Here is a 22,709-nt window from a genome sequence, read left to right on the forward strand (position 1 = left end):
GAGCAAGTCGAATCGTCGCACCGCCCCTCCCACAGTTGATTGCATTGCAGCGCTTACATCACTGCGGCTTCTTGCGACCAAAACCCGGACGTTGACCCGAACCCGCCGGGGCGCCACGCGCTTGCCTGACGGCTCGTCGGCGACCAGTTTCGGACCGGGGCGCTTATTCGCCGCCGGCTTGGCTGGACGTTTGGTGCTGGCGCTGTCGGCGGGGCGATCCGCTTCACCACGGTTGCTGCGACCACCGGCCGGCGCAGGACGCGGCGTACGTGGAGCACGCTCGCCTTCCTGACGCGACGGCGCGGTTGGGCGACGTTCACCCTCGATCTGCGGCTGACGCGAGATACGCCCGCCGGTGGCCGGTGCATCCAGCGCCGGACGCAGGGTGCGGGCCACACGTTCGGTACGCGCCACAGGACGCGACGACTTACGCTGCATACGCTCAAGCTTGTCTTTGCTCTTGGCGTTCATCTGCGGCATTGCGACCGGTGTCAGGCCGACTTCGGCGCTGAGGATGTCGACTTCGTACTGGCTCATTTCGCGCCAGCGGCCCATCGGCAGGTCGGAGTTCAAGAACACCGGGCCGAAACGCACGCGCTTCAGACGGCTGACCACCAAGCCCTGGGATTCCCACAGGCGACGCACTTCACGGTTACGACCTTCCATCACCACGCAGTGGTACCAGTGGTTGAAACCTTCGCCACCGGGCGCCTGCTTGATGTCGGTGAACTTGGCCGGGCCGTCTTCGAGCACCACGCCGGCCTTGAGGCGTTCGATCATCTCGTCATCGACTTCGCCACGGACACGCACCGCGTACTCACGGTCCATCTCGTAGGACGGGTGCATCAGGCGGTTGGCCAGCTCACCGTCGGTGGTGAACATCAGCAAGCCGGTGGTGTTGATGTCCAGGCGACCGATGTTGATCCAGCGGCCTTCTTTGGGCTTGGGCATCTTGTCGAACACGGTCGGACGGCCTTCGGGGTCGTCACGGGTGCAGATCTCGCCATCGGGCTTGTTGTACATGATCACGCGGCGCACCGATTCGGCGGCCTCTTCACGCTTGATGACCTTGCCATCAATGGTGATTGCATCGTGCAGGTCGACGCGCTGGCCAAGGGTGGCCTCGACGCCGTTGACCTTGATGCGCTTCTGGGTGATCCAGGCTTCGACGTCGCGGCGCGAGCCCACGCCGATACGCGCCAGCACCTTTTGCAGCTTTTCGCCTGCTGGGCCGATTTCCTGGTCTTTCTGGTCTTGGTCATTCATCGTAAGCACCTCCCGGTGGGTCGATTCAGGCGTGGCCTGAAGAGTGTTGAAAGCGGGGCTTTGGCCGAATACGGCGGCAAAGGGTCGCGAATCATACGCGCATGGCGAGCGTTGCGCATCACAGAGTAGTCGATACAGCCCAAGTCATTTGTTTTTCCGCCGACCGGTGGCGCCCAGAGCATCACTGAGTCCATGTGTGGGGCGGTGTCAGTCTTCGAACTGGCGGCGTTCGTTTTCGATGGCCTCGGCCAAGGCGCGGGCCTCGTCTTCCTCATCGCTCAGCGGCGGTTGTTCGAGGGCGACGACGGCGGCCAGGAGTTTCTCGCGGGCATCGGCCACGCCGAGGATGTCTTCTTCGGGCTCGACCTCAGGCTCAACTTCAACATTCGGTTGGGTTTCAGGCTCTGCCGCCCCATCACGCAGCAAATCATCAAAGTCGGTCTTGATGCCCTGCTCCATGTCATCCAGTTCCAGCAGCAAGGTATGGAAACTGGTTTCATCCTTCGGCTCTTCCGGCTCGGCCGTGGCATCGGCCAGTTCCTGCAACCCCTGCGGCACCGGCGCGTCGTCGAAATCCAGCACCGGCTCGGCTTCCATCTCGCGCAATTCAGCGAGCGGCGGCAGGTCGTCGAGGTTTTTCAGGTTGAAGTGGTCGAGGAACACCTTGGTGGTGGCGAACATCGCCGGTTTGCCCGGCACGTCGCGGTAACCGACGATGCGGATCCACTCGCGTTCCAGCAGCGTCTTGACGATATGGCTGTTGACCGCCACGCCCCGCACATCCTCGATCTCGCCCCGGGTGATGGGCTGGCGATAGGCGATCAGCGCCATGGTCTCCAGCATCGCCCGTGAATAACGTTGCGGGCGCTCTTCCCACAGGCGGCCGACCCAGGGGGAAAATTTCTCACGGATCTGCAGGCGATAACCCGACGCCACTTCGCGCAATTCAAACGCGCGGCCGTCGCAGGACTTGCGCAGGATCTCCAGCGCCTTCTTGAACACCGGCGGCTCGGGGCGTTCAGCCTCTTCAAACAGTTCGAACAGGCGCTCCAGGGATTGCGGCTTACCCGAGGCCAGGAGAAAGGCTTCCAGCAAGGGCGCCAGTTCGCGGGGTTCAGTCAGGTTCATGGTTTCAGCTCTTTATTCGGCTCGCGCCCGCACGTGGATAGCCGCAAAAGGCTCATTCTGGACCAGCTCGACCAAGGACTCCTTGACCAATTCGAGGACTGCCATAAAGGTTACCACCACCCCCAGGCGCCCTTCTTCAGCGGTGAACAGCTCGACAAACGGCACAAACCCGCCGCCCTTGAGACGTTCCAGCACATCGCTCATGCGTTCGCGGGTCGACAACGCCTCGCGGCTGACCTGGTGGCTTTCGAACATGTCGCCACGGCGCAGCACCTCGGCCATGGACATCAGCAACTCTTCCAGGCTCACGTCCGGCAACAATTTGCGCGCACGGGCCTCCGGCGCGTCGAGCTTGGGCACTACCACGTCACGGCCCACGCGGCTCAAGCCGTCGATGCCTTCAGCGGCAGCCTTGAAACGCTCGTACTCCTGCAGACGGCGGATCAATTCGGCGCGCGGGTCGTCTTCCTCGGCTTCGACCGTCTCCGAGCGCGGCAGCAGCATGCGCGACTTGATCTCGGCAAGCATGGCGGCCATCACCAGGTACTCGGCGGCCAGTTCCAGGCGCACCGACTGCATCAATTCGACATAGCCCATGTACTGGCGGGTGATTTCCGCCACCGGGATGTCGAGGATATTGATGTTCTGCTTGCGGATCAGGTACAGCAGCAAGTCGAGCGGGCCTTCGAAAGCGTCGAGAAACACCTCCAGGGCATCCGGCGGGATGTACAGGTCCAGCGGCATTTCCATGACCGCCTGGCCATACACCATGGCGAACGGCAGTTCCTGCTGGGCGCCTGCCTGGGGGTCGACGGTTTCCACTGACGACATTCAGGCCTCGACCATAAACGGTGCGGGATCGCCGCAGCCGACACGCACCACTTCGGGCTCACCGTCGGCCAGGTTGATCACGGTGGAGGCCTTGCCGCCGCCGAAGCCGCCGTCAATGATCAGGTCCACCTGTTTTTCCAGCAGTTGGCGCATTTCGTACGGATCTTCCAGCGGCTCGGTGTCGCCGGGCATGATCAAGGACACGCTCATCAACGGCTCACCCAGTTCGGCCAGCAGCGCCAGGGCAATCGGGTGCTCCGGCACGCGCAGGCCGATGGTGCGCTTCTTCGGGTGCAGCAACAGGCGCGGCACTTCGCGGGTGGCGTTGAGAATGAAGGTGTAAGGCCCCGGTGTGTGAGCCTTGAGCAGGCGGAACGTGCCGGTGTCGACCTTGGCGAACAGGCCCAGTTGGGACAAATCGCTGCAGATCAGTGCGAAGTTGTGCTTGTCATCCAACTGGCGCAGGCGTCTGACTCGCTCGACAGCGCCCTTGTCGCCGATCTGGCAGCCGATGGCGTAGGACGAGTCGGTGGGGTAGATCACCACGCCGCCGGCGCGAATAATCTCCACGGCCTGTTTGATCAGGCGCGCCTGGGGGTTTTCCGGATGAATCTGGAAGAATTGACTCACGTGTTCTACCTGTTCAGACGGTGGCAATAATGGGGTCATGCTTGAATCGCCCCCACAACAGCGGCAGGTCGTCCGGGACGGGGCGATATTCGCCGATCTCGGACCAGCCGCCTGGGCCATGAAAGTCACTGCCGGCGCTGACCAGCAGACCAAATTCGCGGGCAAGAACTGCCAGGCTGCCCACCTGTTCGGCAGGTTGATGCCCGTTGACCACTTCGATAGCGTGGCCGCCGGCTCCAATATAGTCGCCTATCAGCTTGCGACGCTTGCTGCGGGTGAAATCGTAGTGCCAGGGATGCGCCAGGCTGACCCAGGCCCCGGAGGCCCGCAAGGTCTCGACGGTGTCTTCGAGGGTCGGCCAATGCTGCTTCACATCGCCTAACTTGCCAGCGCCGAGCCATTTGCGAAAGGCTTCGGCGCGGTCTTTGACAAAACCTTCACGCACCATCCAGTCGGCAAAGTGCGGCCGGGCCGGTGCGTTGCCGCTATCGCCCAGTTCCTGCTGGATGGCGCGGGCGCCGTCGAGGGCGTTGGGCATGCCTTTAAGGCTGAGCTTGCGGCTTATTTCTTCGGACCGCAGCCAGCGGCCATCGTGCAAATCGGCGATGGCCTGTACCAGCGGCGGTGCCGTTTGATCGAAACCGTAGCCAAGTACATGAATGGTCGCACCGCCCCAGGTGCACGACAATTCCACGCCGTTGACCAACTGCATGCCCAGGGCATGGGCCGCCGTGCGGGCTTCATCGAGGCCTTCGAGGGTGTCGTGGTCGGTCAACGCCAGGACTCGCACGCCTTTTTCAAACGCACGCGCAACCAGTACCGCGGGCGCCAGGGCGCCGTCGGAGGCCGTGCTGTGGCAGTGCAAATCAACATTCACGGGGATCTGTAACCTCAAGTCAGCTGGCGCTATCGCAACCAGGGATGTTTGTTATTATGCCGCCACATCCAGCTTCTGGCTCTTACTGTGAAACAATTCATCGACTTCATCCCGCTGTTGCTGTTTTTCATCGTTTACAAACTTGACCCTCGGGTCGTCGACCTGGCCGGCCATGAGCTCACGTTCGGCGGCATCTACAGCGCCACCGCCGTGCTGATCATCAGCTCCGTCGTGGTCTACGGCGCGATCTTCATCTCCCAGCGCAAACTGGAAAAAAGCCAATGGCTGACCCTGATCGCGTGCCTGGTCTTCGGCAGCCTGACCCTGGCCTTCCACAGCGAAACTTCCTTAAATGGAAGGCCCCTGTGGTGAACTGGCTGTTCGCCCTGGCGTTCATCGGCAGCCACTTCATCGGCGACCGCCTGCTGATCAAGCGGATCATGGGCCACGCGCTGACCTTGCCGGAACCGGTCTGGGTACGCCTGAACGTGGCCTGGATCGTGTTTTTCATCTTCTGTGGCGCCGCCAACCTGTTCGTGGCGTTTACCTTCCAGGACTACTGGGTCGACTTCAAGGTGTTCGGCAGCCTCGGCATGACCGTGCTGTTCCTGGTCGGCCAGGGCATCTACCTGTCGCGCCACCTGCATGACACCGACCCTTCCACGCCGAAAACCGAGGACTGACATGCTCTACGCCATCATTGCCACCGACGTTGAAAACTCGCTGGAAAAACGCCTGTCCGTGCGCCCGGCCCACGTCGAGCGCCTCAAGCAGCTGCAAGCCGAAGGCCGCATCGTCCTGGCCGGCCCGCACCCGGCCGTGGACAGCAACGAGCCGGGCGACGCCGGTTTTACCGGCAGCCTGATCGTTGCCGAGTTCGCCTCACTGGCCGATGCCCAGGCTTGGGCCAAGGCTGATCCCTATGTCGCGGCAGGTGTCTATGCCGACGTGGTGATCAAACCCTTCAAGCAAGTCCTGCCTTGATCCGGTTTGCGTCGAACCTATTGTGAGTTCGGCGCACACCTAATGGCTCATTATTCTCGGTAACCTGCCGACAACGTTCTGAATATTCGTGTGGAATCAGGAGTTCCGATGCGCTTACGTCAGTTATGTCTGTTGGCAGTGTTAATGATCGGGGCTACGGCCCACGCTGAAGAAACCTCGAACACCGGCAGCTCCACGCCCCTGTCCTTGAGTGCCGGCGCCCAGATCACCGAGTTGCAGCAACGCTTGAAAGACAGCGAGCGGCAACGTGAAGAGCTGAGCAAGCAACTGCAAAGCGCGGATGCTACTCGCGAAAGCGCGCAATTGAGTCGCCTTCGCCAAGAGAACCAACGGCTGGCCCAGCAACTCAAAGATTCACAAAGCGGCGTCTTGACCCGATGGCTGACCGAGCAACAGCAATGGTTTGTCACGGGCGGGGCGGTCGCACTGATCGCCTTGCTGTGCGGGATCTTCGCCAGCGGGGGGCACCGTCGCCGTCGACAATGGCTAAATTGAGTGAGTCATGAGCGAGCTGTTACTGATAGATGATGACCAGGAGCTCTGTGAGCTGCTGACCAGTTGGTTGGGCCAGGAAGGTTTCCAGGTGCGCGCCTGCCACGATGGCCTGAGCGCGCGCAAAGCCTTGGCCGACAGCGCGCCCGCCGCGGTGGTGCTCGACGTGATGCTGCCCGACGGCAGTGGCCTGGAGCTGCTCAAGCAATTGCGCAACGAGCACGCGGAGCTGCCGGTGCTGATGCTGTCGGCGCGCGGCGAACCCCTGGACCGTATCCTCGGCCTGGAATTGGGCGCCGACGACTACCTGGCCAAACCCTGCGACCCCCGCGAACTCACCGCGCGTCTGCGTGCCGTGTTGCGCCGCAGCCACCCGGCCGCCGTGTCCACCCAGCTGGAATTGGGCGACCTGTGCTTCAGCCCGGTGCGCGGCGTAGTCAGCATCGACGAACAGGAGTTCGCCCTCACCGTCTCCGAAAGCCGCCTGCTCGAAGCCTTGCTGCGCCAGCCCGGCGAGCCGCTGGATAAACAGGAACTGGCGCAGATCGCCCTGGGCCGCAAGTTGACCCTGTACGATCGCAGCCTGGACATGCACGTGAGCAACCTGCGCAAAAAGATCGGCCCTCACCCGGATGGCCGGCCACGCATCGTGGCGCTGCGCAGCCGCGGCTATTACTACAGCCTTTGAGGCAGCTGCAAGTCTCAAGCTGCAAGCTCTTCACTTGCAGCTTGCCGCTGAAAACTTGCCGCTGCCCCCTCCCCCTTACCAAACCTTTACCCTCCACTGACGGCGGCTGACCTTGCTCTGGGTAACCTACTCACATCCGGACTCACCGGAATAGAGACAGGAGAATCACCATGCGCAAGACCCTTATCGCTTTGATGTTCGCCGCTGCCCTGCCGACCGTTGCCATGGCCGCCATGCCCGAAGGCCCAGGCCCGATGGGCGAGCCTTCCGGCCACATGATGGGTGGCCCGGGCCACGGCGGTGAACACGGTCCGCGCGGCAAAGGCGGCCCCTTCAGCCAGCTGGACCTGAGCCGCGAACAGCGCGAGCAGATCGGCAAGCTGATGGGCGACCAGTGGCACGCTCGCAAAGACCTGACCAGGAAGTACCTGGACAAACTCCCGGCCGCTGACCAGAAAGCCATGCAGGATGAAATCGCCGCCGGCCATCAGAAAACCCAGGCCGATATCCGCGCCGTGCTCAAGCCGGACCAGCAGAAGAAGTTCGACGAGATCGTCAAGAAGCAAGAACAGCGGCGTGCCGAGTGGAAGGAATTCCAGGCCTGGAAAGCGCAACAGCCGCAAAAAGCGCAATAATGCCCTCGCGTTAATGCTCCCAGCCCAGTGGCCCCCGCCACTGGGCTTTTCCAGTTTGAGGGTTTCCTGTGCGTTCATTGTTCTGGCGCATCCTGGCCAGTTTCTGGCTGGCCATCGCCTTGGTTGCCGGGCTGTCGATCCTGCTTGGGCACATGCTCAACCAAGATGCCTGGATTCTCAGTCGTCACCCTGGTCTCAATAACCTGGCCCAGGAGTGGACCCAACTCTACGAAGCCCAGGGTGAGGACGCCGCCCAGGACCTGTTGCAACAGCGCAAGCGCCAGTACCACATCGACGTGCAAGTGCTGAACGAAAGCGGTGAGCCGGTGGTGCGCGGTACTTTCCCGCGCCGCGCCGCCGCCTTCGAAGCCCGGCAGAACGACAACAAAGATGGCCACCTGCCCTGGCGGCGCCTGACCGCCGAGTACACCAGCGAAAAAACCGGCGACACCTACCTGTTGATCTACCGTATCCCGCACCCGGAACTCGACCAATGGCACCGCAGCAGCCTGACCTGGCCCTTGAGCGCCTTGGCCATTGCGCTGGTGGTGCTGACCCTGTTCAGCCTGTTCGTCACGTTATCCATCACCCGTCCGCTCAGCCGCCTGCGCGGTGCGGTGCATGACCTCGGCCAAGCCACCTATCAACAGAACAGTCTGGCGCGCCTGGCCAACCGTCGCGATGAGTTCGGCGTACTGGCCACCGACTTCAACCGCATGGGCGCGCGCCTGCAAAGCCTGATCGGCAGCCAGCGCCAGTTGCTGCGCGACGTCTCCCACGAGCTGCGCTCGCCCCTGGCGCGTCTGCGCATCGCCCTGGCGTTGGCCGAACGCGCCGGCCCCGAAGAACGCGAAAAACTCTGGCCGCGCCTGACCCGCGAGTGCGACCGCCTCGAAGCATTGATCAGCGAAATCCTGGTGCTGGCCCGCGTGGATGCCGACAACGCCAGCGCCGAAGAGGTCGACCTCATCGCGCTGCTCAAGACCCTTCAGAAAGACGCCCAGCTCAGCGCGCCGGACCAGGTGGTGCAACTGAGCACCGACAGCGACCTGCACCTGAAGGGCTGGCCGACCATGATTGAGCGCGCTGTGGATAACCTGCTGCGCAATGCCCAACGCTTCAACCCGCCCGAGCAATCGATCCAATTGCAGGCGCAGCGCCAGGGCGACCGCATCCTGATCAGCGTGCGCGACCATGGCCCTGGCGTCGACGCCGAACACCTGAGCCAACTGGGCGAACCGTTCTACCGCGCGCCCGGCCAGACCGCCCAGGGCCACGGCCTCGGCCTGGCGATTGCGCGACGCGCCGCCGAACGCCATGGCGGCAGCCTGATCCTGGCCAACCACCCCGACGGCGGGTTTATCGCCAGCATCGACCTGCCGTTGGAACCTGGAGTTGTCACACCCGTGTGATGATCTTCTATAGTGGCCCTTCTCTTACGGAGGGCCTTTGATGTCTGACCTGCTGACTCCCATCCAAGCCGCACTCGACCTACCGCCAACGCCCCTGACGTTTACCGAACCCGGCGCCCTGCCCTCGGCTTTCGCCGTGACCGAACTGGCCAGCACCAGCATCGGCGCCGCCGGCCAGGCCGTGGCCGAACTGATCCGGCAACAGACCGGGCGCTTGCCCAGCGTGAGCGTGGACCGGCGCCTCGCCTCGTTCTGGTTCTCCTCGTCGATTCGCCCGGTGGGCTGGCAGGTGCCACCGCTGTGGGACCCGGTGGCCGGTGACTACGCCAGCGCCGATGGCTGGATTCGCCTGCACACCAACGCGCCCCATCACCGTGTCGCCGCTGAACGGGTACTCGGCAAGGTCGCGGACCGCGCCGCAATGGCCGCAAACGTCGCCGGCTGGCAGGCCGCCGAACTGGAGCAGGCGATTGTCGAGGCCGGCGGCTGCGCGGCGCAGATGTGCACGTGGCAGGCCTGGCAAACCCATCCGCAGGGGTTGGCGGTGAATGCCGAGGACTTGATCCAGCGCCAGACTGTCGAGACAACCCGCGACATGCCCTGGCTCGGCTCAGTGGCCCGCCCGCTGGCGGGCATCAAGGTTCTGGACCTGACGCGCGTATTGGCCGGGCCCGTGGCCAGTCGTTTTCTCGCCGGCCTGGGCGCGGATGTACTGCGTATCGACTCCCCCACCTGGAACGAACCCGGCGTGGTGCCGGAAATGACCCTGGGCAAACGCTGCGCCCGGTTGGACTTGAAGACGCCCGAAGGCCGGTGGATCTTTGAAGGTTTGCTCAAACACACCGACATCCTGTTCCACGGTTATCGCGCCGATGCTCTGGAACAACTCGGCTACACCACCGGCCAACTGCAAGCCCTCGCCCCCGGCCTGATCGACGTCAGCCTCAACGCCTACGGCTGGAGCGGCCCGTGGCGCAATCGCCGGGGCTTCGACAGCCTGGTGCAGATGAGCAGCGGCATCGCCGAGGCGGGCATGACCTGGAAACACGCGGATAAACCGCTGCCACTGCCCGTGCAGGCACTGGATCACGGCACCGGTTACATGATGGCGGCCAGTGCGATCCGAGCATTGGCCGAACGATTGAATACCGGCCGTGGCGGTTCGGCACGGTTGTCGTTGGCGCGCACCGCGAAGTTATTGGTGGATGCGGGGCAGGTGCCGGAGCAGCCGGCGTTGCGGGCTGAAGAACCGAGTGATCAAGGCCTGGTGGTTGAGCAGACGGCCTGGGGCCAGGCGCATCGCCTGCTGGCGTCGGTGACCGTCAGCGGCACGCCGTTGCAGTGGGATTTGCCGGCGGGGGAATTGGGGGCACATCGGGCTCAGTGGTGACCCGGCCATCGCTATCGGGAGCAAGTACAACCAACCCATTCACAGCGACAAAACCCCACTGTACAACCCATACGCCGCCAACCCCGCGCCCGCAATCACACAGCTGAAGATGCCTTTCTCCAGATGGGTAAACAACGGCTGCCCCTGTTCGCGCTTGGCCAGGGCAAACAGGATCACGCCCGGCGCGTACAGCAGCGCCGACAACAACAAATACTTCAAGCCCCCGGCGTAGAGCAGCCAGACCGCATACCCCAGGGCGATCAACCCCACCAGCAAGTCCTTCATGCGCTGACCCTGGGCACCTTCATAGGTTTCACCGCGCCCGCTCAGCAATACCGCATAGGCCGCCGACCACAGGTACGGCACCAGGATCATTGACGAGGCCAAATAAATCAGCGTGGTGTAGGTGCTCTGGGAGAACAGCGTAATCACCAGAAAAGCCTGGATCATCACATTGGTCAGCCACAGCGCGTTGACCGGCACCTGGTTGGCGTTTTCCTTTTTGAGGAAGGCCGGCATGGTCTTGTCATGGGCCGTGGCGTAGAGGATCTCCGCGCAGAGCAGCGCCCACGACAGCAACGCGCCCAGCAGCGACACCGCCAGGCCGATACTGATGAGCAGGGCGCCCCAAGGCCCGACGATGTGCTCGAGCACGCCCGCCAACGACGGGTTTTGCAGACCGGCCAATTCCGGCTGGCTCATGACGCCCAGGGACAGCACATTGACCATCACCAGCAGCGCCAGCACACCGAGAAAACCAATCACCGTGGCCCGGCCGACGTCCGCGCGTTTCTCGGCCCGCGCTGAATACACACTGGCGCCTTCGATGCCGATAAACACAAACACCGTGACCAGCATCATGTTGCGCACCTGGTCCACCACGCTGCCGAATTGCGGGTTGCCCAGGCCCCAGATATCGCGAGTGAAGACATCGGCCTTGAAGGCCACGGCGGCGATCACGATAAACATCAGCAGCGGCAGGATCTTCGCCACCGTGGTGACCTGGTTGATGAACGCCGCCTCCTTGATCCCGCGCAGCACCAGAAAGTGCACAGCCCACAGCAACACCGACGCACACCCGATGGCCACCGGCGTATTGCCTTGGCCAAACACCGGGAAAAAGTAGCCAAGGGTGCTGAACAGCAACACGAAATAACCGACGTTGCCCATCCACGCACTGATCCAATAACCCCAGGCTGACGAAAATCCCATGTAGTCGCCAAAACCTGCCTTGGCGTAGGCATACACACCAGAGTCCAGTTCAGGCTTGCGGTTGGCCAGGGTCTGGAACACGAACGCGAGGGTCAACATGCCCACGGCGGTAATCGCCCAACCGATCAGCACGGCGCCCACCTCGGCCCGCGCAGCCATGTTTTGCGGCAGGGAAAAAATCCCCCCGCCGATCATCGACCCCACCACCAGGGCGATCAGGGCGCTGAGTCGAAGTTTCTCGGCCGGTTGAGACATGCACACTCCTGGAATACTTAACTGCGGACCATCGTGCACTCAACTTAATTAATTCAGCGAGTGTAGCGTTTATAAATGGCGATAAAAGCGCCGCACTCATAACCCAGCGGCATGACAGTTTATAGCGTTCAGACATATTTAGAATTTAAATACGTCGCAGACTTCAACGTTTTCAAGCTGCTTGTCGGCCCACTCTTTAAAAGTTTGCACATTCAGCAAAACGATCTAGCGTCAAACGTCCATATGTAGCGCTCAATAGCTGACCAATACGCAGAAACCGCTCTGGAAAGCGCCTTTGCGCGGATAAGTATTGCCCAAGGCTTTGCAGCCTAAGTCATTAATCCACAATGGAATGTGCCAATGAAGTGATCTGAGTCAGCTGTTTGATTAGCGCACGGAATTATTCTGTGGTCTCTCTTCTCCTGCATTGGAGTTATGCGATGTCTGAATCTCCCGGAAAACTTCGCTTAGGCGCACTGGTTGCGCTGGTCGTTGGCTCAATGATTGGTGGCGGTATTTTCTCCCTGCCGCAAAACATGGCGGCCAGCGCCGATGTAGGCGCCGTGCTGATCGGTTGGGTGATTACCGCCGTGGGCATGTTGACCCTCGCGTTCGTGTTCCAGACCCTGGCCAACCGCAAGCCCGACCTCGACGGCGGCGTGTACGCCTACGCCAAGGCCGGGTTTGGCGACTACATGGGTTTCTCGTCGGCCTGGGGCTACTGGATCAGTGCCTGGCTGGGCAACGTCGGTTACTTCGTGTTGCTGTTCAGCACCCTCGGATACTTTTTTCCGATCTTCGGCGAAGGCAATACGCCGGCTGCCGTGATTGGCGCTTCCGTGTTGCTGTGGGCCGTGCACTTCCTGGTGCTGCGCGGGATCAAGGAAGCGGCGTTCATCAACCTGGTGACCACGGTGGCCAAGGTTGTGCCGCTGGTGCTGTTCGTGTTGATCGCAGTGTTCGCGTTCAAGCTGGAGATCTTCACCGCTGACATCTGGGGCGTGAAAAACCCCGACCTGGGCAGCGTGATGAACCAGGTGCGCAACATGATGCTGGTCACCGTGTGGGTGTTCATCGGCATCGAAGGCGCGAGCATCTTCTCGGCACGCGCCGAAAAACGCAGCGACGTGGGCAAGGCCACCGTGATCGGTTTTATCACCGTGCTGCTGTTCCTGATGCTGGTGAACGTACTGTCCCTGGGCATCATGACTCAGCCGGAATTGGCCAAGTTGCAGAACCCATCGATGCCGCCGTGCTGGAACATGTGGTGGGCCACTGGGGCGCGGTGTTGATCAGCGTCGGCTTGATCGTCTCGTTGCTGGGTGCGCTGCTGTCGTGGGTGCTGCTGTGCGCGGAGATCATGTTCGCGGCGGCCAAGGACCACACCATGCCCGAGTTCCTGCGCAAGGAAAACGCCAACCATGTGCCGGCCAACGCCCTGTGGCTGACCAACGCCATGGTCCAGGTGTTCCTGGTGATCACGCTGTTTTCCGCCAGCACTTACCTGTCGCTGATCTACCTCGCCACCTCGATGATCCTGGTGCCCTACCTGTGGTCGGCGGCCTACGCCCTGCTGCTGGCGGTACGCGGCGAGACCTACGAAAACGCCCTCAAAGAGCGCCGCAAAGACCTGTTTATCGGTGCCGTCGCGCTGATCTACGCGGTGTGGCTGCTGTACGCCGGCGGCACCAAGTATCTGCTGTTGTCCGCCCTGCTCTATGCCCCCGGCGCGATCCTGTTCGCCATGGCCAAGCATGAACTGGGCAAACCGATTTTCACCCCCGTCGAGAAGCTGATTTTCGCCGCAGTGGTCATTGGCGCCCTGGTGGCGGCCTATGGGCTCTACGCCGGCTTCCTGACTCTGTAATTCTGATTGGAGGATCTGTAATGACCACGGAAAAAGTGAAGTACGGCGTACATTCCGAAGCCGGCAAACTGCGCAAAGTCATGGTGTGCTCCCCAGGTTTGGCCCACCAGCGGCTGACCCCCAACAACTGCGATGAACTGCTGTTCGATGACGTGCTGTGGGTGGCCCAGGCCAAGCGCGACCATTTCGACTTCGTGACCAAGATGCGCGAGCGGGACATCGATGTGCTGGAAATGCACAACCTGCTGACCGACATCGTTGCCAACCCTGAAGCCCTGGACTGGATCCTGGCGCGCAAAATCACCGCCAACACCGTGGGCCTGGGCCTGGTCGACGAAGTCGGCTCGTGGCTGCGCAGCCTGGAACCACGCAAGATCGCCGAGTTCCTGATCGGCGGCGTATCGGCCGACGACCTGCCCGGCAGCTTCGGTGGCAAGACCATCGAGATGTTCCGCGATTTCCTCGGCCACTCAAGCTTCATCCTGCCGCCGCTGCCCAACACCCAGTTCACCCGCGACACCACGTGCTGGATCTACGGCGGCGTGACGCTCAACCCGATGTACTGGCCGGCGCGACGCCAGGAAACCCTGCTGGCCAGCGCCATCTATAAATTCCACCCCGAGTTCACCAACGCCGACTTCCAGATCTGGTACGGCGACCCCGACCAGGAACACGCTGCCGCCACGCTGGAAGGCGGTGACGTGATGCCAATTGGCAACGGCGTGGTGTTGATCGGCATGGGCGAGCGTTCATCCCACCAGGCCATCGGCCAACTGGCGCGCAACCTGTTCAAGAACAAAGCCGTGGAACGCGTGATCGTGGCCGGCCTGCCCAAATCCCGCGCGGCGATGCACCTGGACACCGTGTTCAGCTTCTGCGACCGCGACCTGGTCACCGTCTTCCCCGAAGTGGTCAACCAGATCGTCCCCTTCACCCTGCGCCCTGACGACAGCAAGCCGCACGGCATCGATATCCAGCGCGAGAAAACCAACTTCCTCGAAACCGTGGCCGCAGCCCTCAACCTCAAGGCGCTGCGCGTGGTCGAGACCGGCGGCAACAGCTTCGCCGCCGAGCGCGAGCAATGGGACGACGGCAACAACGTGGTGGCCGTGGAGCCAGGCGTGGTGATCGGCTACGACCGCAACACCTACACCAACACCCTGCTGCGCAAGGCCGGCGTGGAAGTCATCACCATCAGCGCCGGCGAACTCGGCCGTGGCCGTGGCGGCGGCCACTGCATGACCTGCCCGATCATCCGCGACCCAATCGACTATTAAGGAGATTCCATCATGGCTTTCAATATGCGCAACCGCAGCCTGCTGTCGCTGATGCACCACACCACCCGCGAGCTGAACTACCTGCTGGACCTGTCCCGCGACCTCAAGCGCGCCAAATACACCGGCACCGAGCGTCCGCACCTGCAGGGCAAGAACATCGCGCTGATCTTCGAAAAAACCTCGACCCGCACCCGTTGCGCCTTCGAAGTCGCGGCCCATGACCAGGGTGCCCACGTCACCTACATCGACCCAGTGTCGTCGCAGATCGGCCACAAAGAGAGCATGAAAGACACGGCCCGCGTGCTCGGGCGCATGTTCGATGCCATTGAATACCGTGGTTTCGAACAGGAAATCGTCGAAGAACTGGCCAAGTTCGCCGGCGTGCCGGTGTTCAACGGCCTCACCGCCGAATTCCACCCGACCCAAATGATCGCCGACACCCTGACCATGCGCGAACACAGCGACAAGCCGCTGCATGACATCAGCTACGCCTACCTGGGCGACGCCCGCTACAACATGGGCAACTCGCTGCTGATGATCGGCGCCAAGCTCGGCATGGACGTGCGCATCGGCGCGCCGAAAGCCCTGTGGCCACACGACGACTTCATCAAGCAATGCCAGGCGTTCGCCGAAGAGAGCGGCGCGCGCATCACCATCACCGAGGACCCTGCCGAGGCGGTGAAAGGCGTGGACTTCATCCACACCGATATCTGGGTGTCCATGGGCGAGCCGGTGGAGGCATGGGACGAGCGTATCGAGCAACTGCTGCCGTACCAGGTCAACGCCAAAATGATGAAAGCCTCGGGCAACCCTCGGGTGAAATTCATGCACTGCCTGCCGGCGTTCCACAACAGCGAAACCAAGGTCGGCAAGGACATCGCCGCACGGTATCCGAACCTGGCCAATGGCGTGGAAGTGACCGAAGACGTGTTCGAGTCGCCGGCCAACATTGCCTTTGAGCAAGCGGAAAACCGCATGCACACCATCAAGGCGATCCTGGTGTCGGCGTTGGCGGATATCTAAAGGCTACACGGGTTAAGTGCGGGAGGGGGCAAGCTCCCTCCCACATTTGGTCCTGTGTTCGCAACATCGAACTCTAGAAGGACATTCCTTATGCGCATCGTCGTAGCCCTGGGCGGCAACGCCCTCCTGCGCCGTGGTGAACCCATGACCGCGGACAACCAACGCGCCAATATCCGTATCGCCACCGAACAGATCGCCAAGATCCACCCCGGCAACGAACTGGTGATCGCCCACGGCAATGGTCCGCAGGTCGGCCTGTTGTCGTTGCAGGCGGCGGCCTACACCAGCGTGTCGCCCTACCCGCTGGACGTGCTGGGCGCCGAAACCGAAGGCATGATCGGCTACATCATCGAACAGGAACTGGGCAATCTGCTGGACTTTGAAGTGCCCTTCGCCACCTTGCTCACCCAAGTGGAAGTCGACGCCAAGGACCCCGCCTTCCAGAACCCCACCAAGCCGATCGGCCCGGTGTACACCAAGGCCGAAGCGGAAAAACTCGCCGCCGAAAAAGGCTGGGCGATCGCGCCGGATGGCGACAAATACCGCCGTGTGGTCGCCAGCCCTCGCCCGAAACGCATCTTCGAAATTCGTCCGATTAAATGGCTGCTGGAGAAAAAAGCCATCGTGATCTGCGCCGGCGGCGGCGGTATCCCGACGATGTATGACCAAGACGGCAAGCTCAAAGGCATTGAAGCGGTGATCGACAAGGACCTGTGCTCATCCTTGCTGGCCGCGCAACTGGACGCCGATCTGCTGGTGATCGCCACCGACGTCAACGCAGCGTTTATCGACTACGGCAAGCCGACCCAGAAAGCCATCGCCCAGGCCCACCCCGACGCCATGGAAGACCTCGGCTTCGCCGCCGGCTCCATGGGCCCCAAGGTCCAAGCCGCCTGCGAGTTCGCCCGCCAGACTGGCAAAACCGCGGTGATCGGTTCACTCTCGGACATCGAAGCCATCGTCCAGGGCAACGCCGGTACACGCATCAGCACGGCAACACCTGGCATCACCTATCTGTGAAGTAGAGGAGATACGCCTATGGCTACCTTTGAACCCGGTCACCTGCATATCGAGCGACATGCGCTGAACAAGGACGACGTCAGCTACGACCTGTGCCTGGACTACGAGGTCGTCACGGATAAAAGCGAGGGCAAAGGCATGCAGTTCACCCTGCATGGCAGTGTCCAGGGCAAGGACATGAAGGAAACGTTCTTCCTGCCCAAGGACCAGGCTTACAACTTCGCCAGCAACGTGACCCGGATTGTCGAGAAATACGGCATCCCCAAAACCCACAGCAGCGTGGGATCGGACCACAAGCACTACGATCTGATGTTTGAAGATGTGCGGCATCAGTTGGACATGAAATCCGGCGACCCGGTCAAGCCCGAACACCTGGCGTAACTCGCTTGCACTGACATAACACTGTGCAAAATGTGGGAGGGGGCTTGCCCCCGATGCGGTGGATCAGCTAATAAATCTGTTGCTGACACACAGCTATCGGGGGCAAGCCCCCTCCCACATTTTGATCTCCATTATTTGTCAGATTTCACCTGCGCCCCGCCTCAAGGCATACTTGCCGCCTCTCGCTCCCCAGAATCGTCAGCCACTGCATGCGTATCCACGTCAGCTTCATCGACCGCGTCGGCATCACCCAGGAAGTCCTGGCCTTGCTCGGTGGGCGCAATCTCAACCTGGATGCGGTGGAAATGGTGCCGCCCAACGTCTACATCGACGCGCCGACCCTCAGCGCCAAGGTGCTCGAAGAGCTGCGCGATGCGCTGTTCAGCGTGCACGGCGTGCAAGCGGTGACGGTGGTGGACATCCTTCCCGGCCAACGCCGCCACCTGCAACTCGACGCCCTGCTGGCCGCCATGACCGACCCGGTGCTGGCCCTGGACAGCGCGGGCAAGGTCCTGCTGGCCAACCCGGCGCTGATCGCCCTCTACGGGCGCGAACCGGCTGGTGAGAGTATCGCCGAGCTGTTCAGCGACCCGGCGCTGCTGGAGACCTTGCTGGAAAACGGCTTTCGTTTGCCCCTGCGCGAGATCAATGTCAACGGCCAGACCCTGCTGCTGGACGCGACGCCGATCACCGACGCCGGCGCCCTGCTGACCCTGTACCAACCCAACCGTATCGGCGAACAACTCTCGGCGCTGCACCATGACCATGCCGAAGGCTTTGATGCGCTGCTCGGTGAGTCGCCGGTCATCCGCACCCTCAAGGCGCGTGCGCAGCGAGTGGCGGCCCTGGATGCACCGCTGTTGATCCAGGGCGAAACCGGCACCGGCAAGGAACTGGTGGCCCGCGCCTGCCATGCCACCAGCGCGCGCCAGAGTGCGCCGTTTCTGGCGTTGAACTGCGCGGCGCTGCCGGAGAACCTCGCCGAGAGCGAGCTGTTCGGTTATGCACCGGGCGCCTTCACCGGCGCCCAGCGCGGCGGCAAGCCAGGGCTGATGGAACTGGCCAACCAGGGCACGGTGTTCCTTGATGAGATTGGCGAGATGTCGCCGTACCTGCAGGCCAAACTGCTGCGGTTTCTCAACGACGGCAGTTTTCGCCGGGTAGGGGGCGACCGTGAAGTGAAGGTCAATGTGCGCATCCTCAGCGCCACCCACCGCGACCTGGAAAAAATGGTCAGCGAAGGCACCTTCCGCGAAGACCTGTTCTATCGCCTCAACGTCCTCAACGTCGAAGTACCGCCCCTGCGTGCACGCGGCCAGGACATCCTGCTGCTGGCCCGCTACTTCATGCAGCAGGCGTGCGCGCAGATCCAGCGTCCGGTATGCCGCCTGGCCCCCGGCACCTACCCGGCGCTGCTGGGCAACCGCTGGCCGGGCAACGTACGCCAGTTGCAGAACGTAATCTTCCGCGCCGCCGCCATCTGCGAAAGCAGCCTGGTGGACATCGGCGACCTGGACATCGCCGGCACCTCGGTTGCGCGCCAGAACGACGGTGAAATCGACAGCCTGGAACAGGCCATGGAAGACTTCGAACGCGACCTGCTGGAAAAGCTCTACACCAGCTACCCCTCGACCCGCCAGTTGGCCAGCCGGTTGCAGACCTCGCACACCGCCATTGCCCATCGATTGCGCAAGTACGGCATACCCGGCAAGCCCTGATTCCAAAGGGAATGGGATCTGAATGTGAAACACAAGCCCCCTCCCACATTGACCGCATTTTTGGTCCAAGAACGACATCCCGTGTACTGAAAGCGCTACAGCGTAACGATATCGCTACAACCCTGCTTTTTGCGCGCCATGCAAGGCTTTGATCCACATAGGCTTTTTTTCAAAGGCTCAACTGTAGCGAAATCGCTACAGACGAACGGCACAACCTCATAACCAATTTTACTAACTCATTGAAATATAAAGAATTAATAACATTGGCCGCGTTCTTGCTAAGCAACTCCCCATTATTCCATCCCGTCCACCAGACGATTCTGGCCCTGAGGAGTTTCCATGAGCGAGTTGCGTTTCACTGAAGATCACGAATGGCTGCGCGCCGAAGCCGATGGCAGCGTTACCGTGGGCATTACCGCTTTTGCGCAGAACGCGCTGGGCGATGTGGTTTTCGTGCAACTGCCTGAGCTGCAGGCCTACGACAAGGGCGCTGAAGCGTCCACCGTGGAATCGGTAAAAGCCGCCAGCGGTGTGTACATGCCTTTGGATGGTGAAGTGCTGGAAGTGAACGACAAACTCGACGCCAGCCCGGAGCTGGTCAATGAAGACCCGATGGGCGAAGGCTGGTTCTTCCGCTTTAAACCCGCCGATGCCAGTGCAGTGGCTAAGCTGCTGGATCAGGATGCGTACGACCGCCTGATCAAAGCCAACGCTGAAGCCTGAGGAGCGCGTCATGAGTATTAATTTGAGCACCGCCAACGAATTCATCGCCCGCCACATCGGCCCGCGCCAGGCAGACGAGCAACAGATGCTCGCAAGCCTGGGCTTTGATTCCCTCGAAGCCTTGAGCGCCAGCGTGATCCCCGAAAGCATCAAGGGCACCAGCGTGCTCGGCCTCGAAGACGGCCTGAGCGAAGCCGAGGCGCTGGCCAGGATCAAAACCATCGCCAGCCAGAACCAACTGTTCAAGACCTACATCGGCCAGGGCTACTACAACTGTCACACACCGTCGCCGATCCTGCGCAACCTGCTGGAAAACCCGGCCTGGTACACCGCCTACACCCCGTACCAGCCAGAGATATCCCAAGGCCGCCTGGAAGCGCTGCTGAACTTCCAGACCCTGATCAGCGACCTCACCGGCCTGCCGATCGCCAACGCATCCCTGCTCGACGAAGCCACCGCCGCCGCCGAAGCCATGACCTTCTGCAAGCGCCTGAGCAAGAACAAGGGCAGCAACGCCTTCTTCGCCTCCGTGCACAGCCACCCGCAGACCCTCGACGTGCTGCGCACCCGCGCCGAGCCGCTGGGCATCGACGTGGTGGTGGGCGATGAGCGCGAGCTGACCGACGTGAGCGCCTTCTTCGGCGCCCTGCTGCAATATCCGGCGAGCAACGGTGATGTGTTCGACTACCGCGCGCTGACCGAACGCTTCCACGCCGCCAACGCCCTGGTGGCCGTGGCCGCCGATCTGCTGGCCCTGACCCTGCTGACCCCGCCGGGTGAATTCGGCGCCGACGTGGCCATCGGCAGCGCGCAACGCTTCGGCGTGCCGCTGGGCTTCGGTGGCCCGCACGCGGCGTACTTCTCCACCAAGGATGCGTTCAAGCGCGACATGCCGGGCCGTCTGGTCGGTGTGTCCGTCGACCGTTTCGGCAAGCCGGCCCTGCGCCTGGCCATGCAGACCCGCGAGCAACATATCCGCCGCGAGAAAGCCACCAGCAACATCTGCACCGCCCAAGTGCTGCTCGCCAACATCGCCAGCATGTACGCCGTGTACCACGGGCCTGAAGGCCTGACCCAGATCGCCCAGCGCATTCACCAACTGACCGCGATCCTGGCCAAGGGCCTGACCGCCCTGGGCCTCAAGGTCGAGCAAGAAAACTTCTTCGACACCCTCACGCTCAACACCGGCGCCAACACCGCCGCCCTGCACGACAAGGCCCGCGCCCAGCGCATCAACCTGCGTGTGGTGGATGCCGAGCGTGTCGGCCTGTCGGTCGACGAAACCACCACCCAGGCCGATATCGAAACCCTGTGGGCGATCTTCGCCGACGGCAAGGCCCTGCCGGCTTTCGCCCAGGCTGAAAGCGCCCTGCCGGCCGCGCTGCTGCGCCAGTCGCCGATCCTCAGCCACCCGGTGTTCAACCGCTATCACTCGGAAACCGAGCTGATGCGCTACCTGCGCAAGCTGGCGGACAAAGACCTGGCATTGGACCGCACCATGATCCCGCTGGGCTCGTGCACCATGAAGCTCAACGCCGCCAGCGAAATGATCCCGGTGACCTGGGCCGAATTCGGTGCCCTGCACCCGTTCGCCCCAGCCGAACAAAGCGCCGGCTACCTGCAACTGACCGCCGACCTGGAAGCAATGCTCTGCGCGGCCACCGGTTACGACGCAATCTCCCTGCAACCGAACGCCGGTTCCCAGGGTGAGTACGCAGGCCTGTTGGCCATTCGTGCCTATCACCAGAGCCGTGGCGAAGCCCGTCGCGATATCTGCCTGATCCCGTCGTCCGCCCACGGCACCAACCCCGCCACCGCCAACATGGCCGGCATGCGCGTGGTCGTGACCGCCTGCGACGCGCGCGGCAACGTCGACATCGAAGACCTGCGCGCCAAGGCCATCGAGCACCGCGAGCACCTCGCCGCGCTGATGATCACCTACCCGTCCACCCACGGCGTGTTCGAGGAAGGCATCCGCGAAATCTGCGCGATCATCCACGACAACGGCGGCCAGGTGTACATCGATGGCGCCAACATGAACGCGATGGTCGGCCTCTGCGCACCGGGCAAGTTCGGCGGCGATGTGTCCCACCTGAACCTGCACAAGACCTTCTGCATTCCCCACGGCGGTGGCGGCCCGGGCGTCGGCCCGATCGGCGTCAAGTCGCACCTCACGCCGTTCCTGCCCGGTCACGCGGCCATGGAACGCAAGGAAGGCGCGGTCTGCGCCGCACCGTTCGGCAGCGCGAGCATTTTGCCGATTACCTGGATGTACATCAGCATGATGGGCGGCGCGGGCCTCAAGCGCGCGTCGCAGTTGGCGATCCTGAATGCCAACTACATTTCCCGTCGCCTCGAAGAGCATTACCCGGTGCTCTACACCGGCAGCAACGGCCTGGTGGCGCATGAATGCATCCTCGACCTGCGCCCGCTCAAGGACAGCAGCGGCATCAGCGTGGATGACGTGGCCAAGCGCCTGATCGATTTTGGCTTCCATGCGCCAACTATGTCGTTCCCGGTGGCCGGCACCTTGATGATCGAACCGACCGAAAGTGAATCCAGGGAAGAACTGGACCGCTTCTGTGACGCGATGATCGCCATCCGCGAAGAGATCCGCGCCGTGGAAAACGGCACGTTGGACAAAGACGACAACCCACTGAAAAACGCCCCGCACACTGCGGCGGAACTGGTGGGTGAATGGAGCCACCCCTACAGCCGTGAACAGGCGGTGTACCCGGTTGCGTCGCTGATCGAAGGCAAGTACTGGCCGCCGGTGGGCCGGGTCGACAACGTGTTTGGCGATCGTAACTTGGTGTGCGCGTGCCCATCGATCGAGAGCTACGCGTAACCCAACTGGCTGAATGCGGTCAAAATGTGGG

The 22,709-nt window shown here is 62.2% G+C and carries 18 protein-coding genes and 3 pseudogenes; 15 read left to right on the forward strand and 6 right to left on the reverse strand.

Features of this window, described 5'->3' with window-relative positions:
* Positions 1 to 58 precede the first annotated feature (58 nt).
* From rluB to JWR98_RS09260, 5 genes and pseudogenes are all read right to left on the reverse strand, one after another.
* Positions 59 to 1,266, reverse strand: a pseudogene (gene rluB / locus JWR98_RS09240) (23S rRNA pseudouridine(2605) synthase RluB).
* A gap of 207 nt (positions 1,267 to 1,473) precedes the next feature.
* Positions 1,474 to 2,394 (reverse strand): SMC-Scp complex subunit ScpB, encoded by a 921-nt coding sequence (gene scpB, locus JWR98_RS09245; RefSeq protein ID WP_205489819.1) that lies wholly within the window; start codon positions 2,392 to 2,394, stop codon positions 1,474 to 1,476.
* A gap of 12 nt (positions 2,395 to 2,406) precedes the next feature.
* Positions 2,407 to 3,105: a segregation and condensation protein A gene (locus JWR98_RS09250; protein WP_176156672.1), complete on the reverse strand. Its 699-nt coding sequence runs from the start codon at positions 3,103 to 3,105 to the stop codon at positions 2,407 to 2,409.
* A gap of 120 nt (positions 3,106 to 3,225) precedes the next feature.
* A complete protein-coding gene (locus tag JWR98_RS09255; RefSeq protein WP_017529178.1) occupies positions 3,226 to 3,855 on the reverse strand; it encodes an L-threonylcarbamoyladenylate synthase in 630 nt (209 codons plus the stop codon).
* Positions 3,856 to 3,868: 13 nt separating this feature from the next.
* On the reverse strand, positions 3,869 to 4,732 hold the full coding sequence (locus JWR98_RS09260; protein ID WP_078734450.1) for a PHP domain-containing protein: 864 nt from the start codon (positions 4,730 to 4,732) through the stop codon (positions 3,869 to 3,871).
* A gap of 87 nt (positions 4,733 to 4,819) precedes the next feature.
* Here JWR98_RS09260 and JWR98_RS09265 point away from each other — a divergent pair.
* The 7 genes and pseudogenes from JWR98_RS09265 (at position 4,820) to JWR98_RS09295 (ending at position 10,354) form a co-directional block, all read left to right on the forward strand.
* Positions 4,820 to 5,415, forward strand: a pseudogene (locus JWR98_RS09265) (septation protein A).
* A 1-nt stretch (position 5,416) separates the two neighbouring features.
* Complete coding sequence (locus tag JWR98_RS09270; protein ID WP_078734452.1) at positions 5,417 to 5,716, forward strand: YciI family protein; 300 nt, start codon at positions 5,417 to 5,419, stop codon at positions 5,714 to 5,716.
* Positions 5,717 to 5,824: 108 nt separating this feature from the next.
* Entirely contained in the window at positions 5,825 to 6,232 is a 408-nt protein-coding gene (locus JWR98_RS09275) for an SH3 domain-containing protein (RefSeq protein WP_078734453.1), read from the forward strand.
* Between the two features lie 7 nt (positions 6,233 to 6,239).
* Positions 6,240 to 6,917, forward strand: coding sequence for a response regulator transcription factor (locus JWR98_RS09280; RefSeq protein ID WP_078734454.1), 678 nt, complete (start codon positions 6,240 to 6,242; stop codon positions 6,915 to 6,917).
* Positions 6,918 to 7,087: 170 nt separating this feature from the next.
* On the forward strand, positions 7,088 to 7,552 hold the full coding sequence (locus tag JWR98_RS09285) for an LTXXQ domain protein (RefSeq protein ID WP_078734455.1): 465 nt from the start codon (positions 7,088 to 7,090) through the stop codon (positions 7,550 to 7,552).
* A gap of 68 nt (positions 7,553 to 7,620) precedes the next feature.
* Entirely contained in the window at positions 7,621 to 8,964 is a 1,344-nt protein-coding gene (locus tag JWR98_RS09290) for a sensor histidine kinase (protein ID WP_078734456.1), read from the forward strand.
* A gap of 40 nt (positions 8,965 to 9,004) precedes the next feature.
* Positions 9,005 to 10,354, forward strand: a complete 1,350-nt coding sequence (locus JWR98_RS09295) for a CoA transferase (RefSeq protein ID WP_078734457.1) — start codon at positions 9,005 to 9,007, stop codon at positions 10,352 to 10,354.
* Positions 10,355 to 10,393: 39 nt separating this feature from the next.
* On the opposite strand, the gene arcD (JWR98_RS09300) is transcribed toward JWR98_RS09295, so the two are convergent.
* Positions 10,394 to 11,821, reverse strand: coding sequence for an arginine-ornithine antiporter (gene arcD / locus JWR98_RS09300; RefSeq protein WP_078734458.1), 1,428 nt, complete (start codon positions 11,819 to 11,821; stop codon positions 10,394 to 10,396).
* Between the two features lie 440 nt (positions 11,822 to 12,261).
* Here arcD (JWR98_RS09300) and arcD (JWR98_RS09305) point away from each other — a divergent pair.
* From arcD (JWR98_RS09305) to gcvP, 8 genes and pseudogenes are all read left to right on the forward strand, one after another.
* Positions 12,262 to 13,688: pseudogene (arcD, locus tag JWR98_RS09305) on the forward strand (arginine-ornithine antiporter).
* 20 nt (positions 13,689 to 13,708) lie between these two features.
* Positions 13,709 to 14,965 carry an arginine deiminase gene (arcA, locus tag JWR98_RS09310; RefSeq protein WP_078734460.1) on the forward strand — a complete coding sequence of 419 codons (1,257 nt, stop codon included), beginning with the start codon at positions 13,709 to 13,711 and terminating at the stop codon, positions 14,963 to 14,965.
* Between the two features lie 12 nt (positions 14,966 to 14,977).
* Positions 14,978 to 15,988 (forward strand): ornithine carbamoyltransferase, encoded by a 1,011-nt coding sequence (locus JWR98_RS09315; protein WP_078734461.1) that lies wholly within the window; start codon positions 14,978 to 14,980, stop codon positions 15,986 to 15,988.
* Positions 15,989 to 16,078: 90 nt separating this feature from the next.
* Entirely contained in the window at positions 16,079 to 17,008 is a 930-nt protein-coding gene (gene arcC, locus JWR98_RS09320; protein ID WP_078734462.1) for a carbamate kinase, read from the forward strand.
* Between the two features lie 18 nt (positions 17,009 to 17,026).
* Positions 17,027 to 17,389, forward strand: a complete 363-nt coding sequence (locus JWR98_RS09325) for a DUF5064 family protein (RefSeq protein WP_017529190.1) — start codon at positions 17,027 to 17,029, stop codon at positions 17,387 to 17,389.
* Positions 17,390 to 17,598: 209 nt separating this feature from the next.
* Positions 17,599 to 19,107 carry a sigma-54-dependent transcriptional regulator gene (locus JWR98_RS09330; protein WP_078734463.1) on the forward strand — a complete coding sequence of 503 codons (1,509 nt, stop codon included), beginning with the start codon at positions 17,599 to 17,601 and terminating at the stop codon, positions 19,105 to 19,107.
* 339 nt (positions 19,108 to 19,446) lie between these two features.
* On the forward strand, positions 19,447 to 19,830 hold the full coding sequence (gene gcvH, locus JWR98_RS09335; protein WP_078734464.1) for a glycine cleavage system protein GcvH: 384 nt from the start codon (positions 19,447 to 19,449) through the stop codon (positions 19,828 to 19,830).
* A gap of 10 nt (positions 19,831 to 19,840) precedes the next feature.
* On the forward strand, positions 19,841 to 22,678 hold the full coding sequence (gcvP, locus tag JWR98_RS09340; protein ID WP_078734465.1) for an aminomethyl-transferring glycine dehydrogenase: 2,838 nt from the start codon (positions 19,841 to 19,843) through the stop codon (positions 22,676 to 22,678).
* Positions 22,679 to 22,709: the final 31 nt, after the last annotated feature.

It is taken from the genome of Pseudomonas lactucae, from assembly GCF_016937615.1.
Classification (GTDB): domain Bacteria; phylum Pseudomonadota; class Gammaproteobacteria; order Pseudomonadales; family Pseudomonadaceae; genus Aquipseudomonas; species Aquipseudomonas lactucae.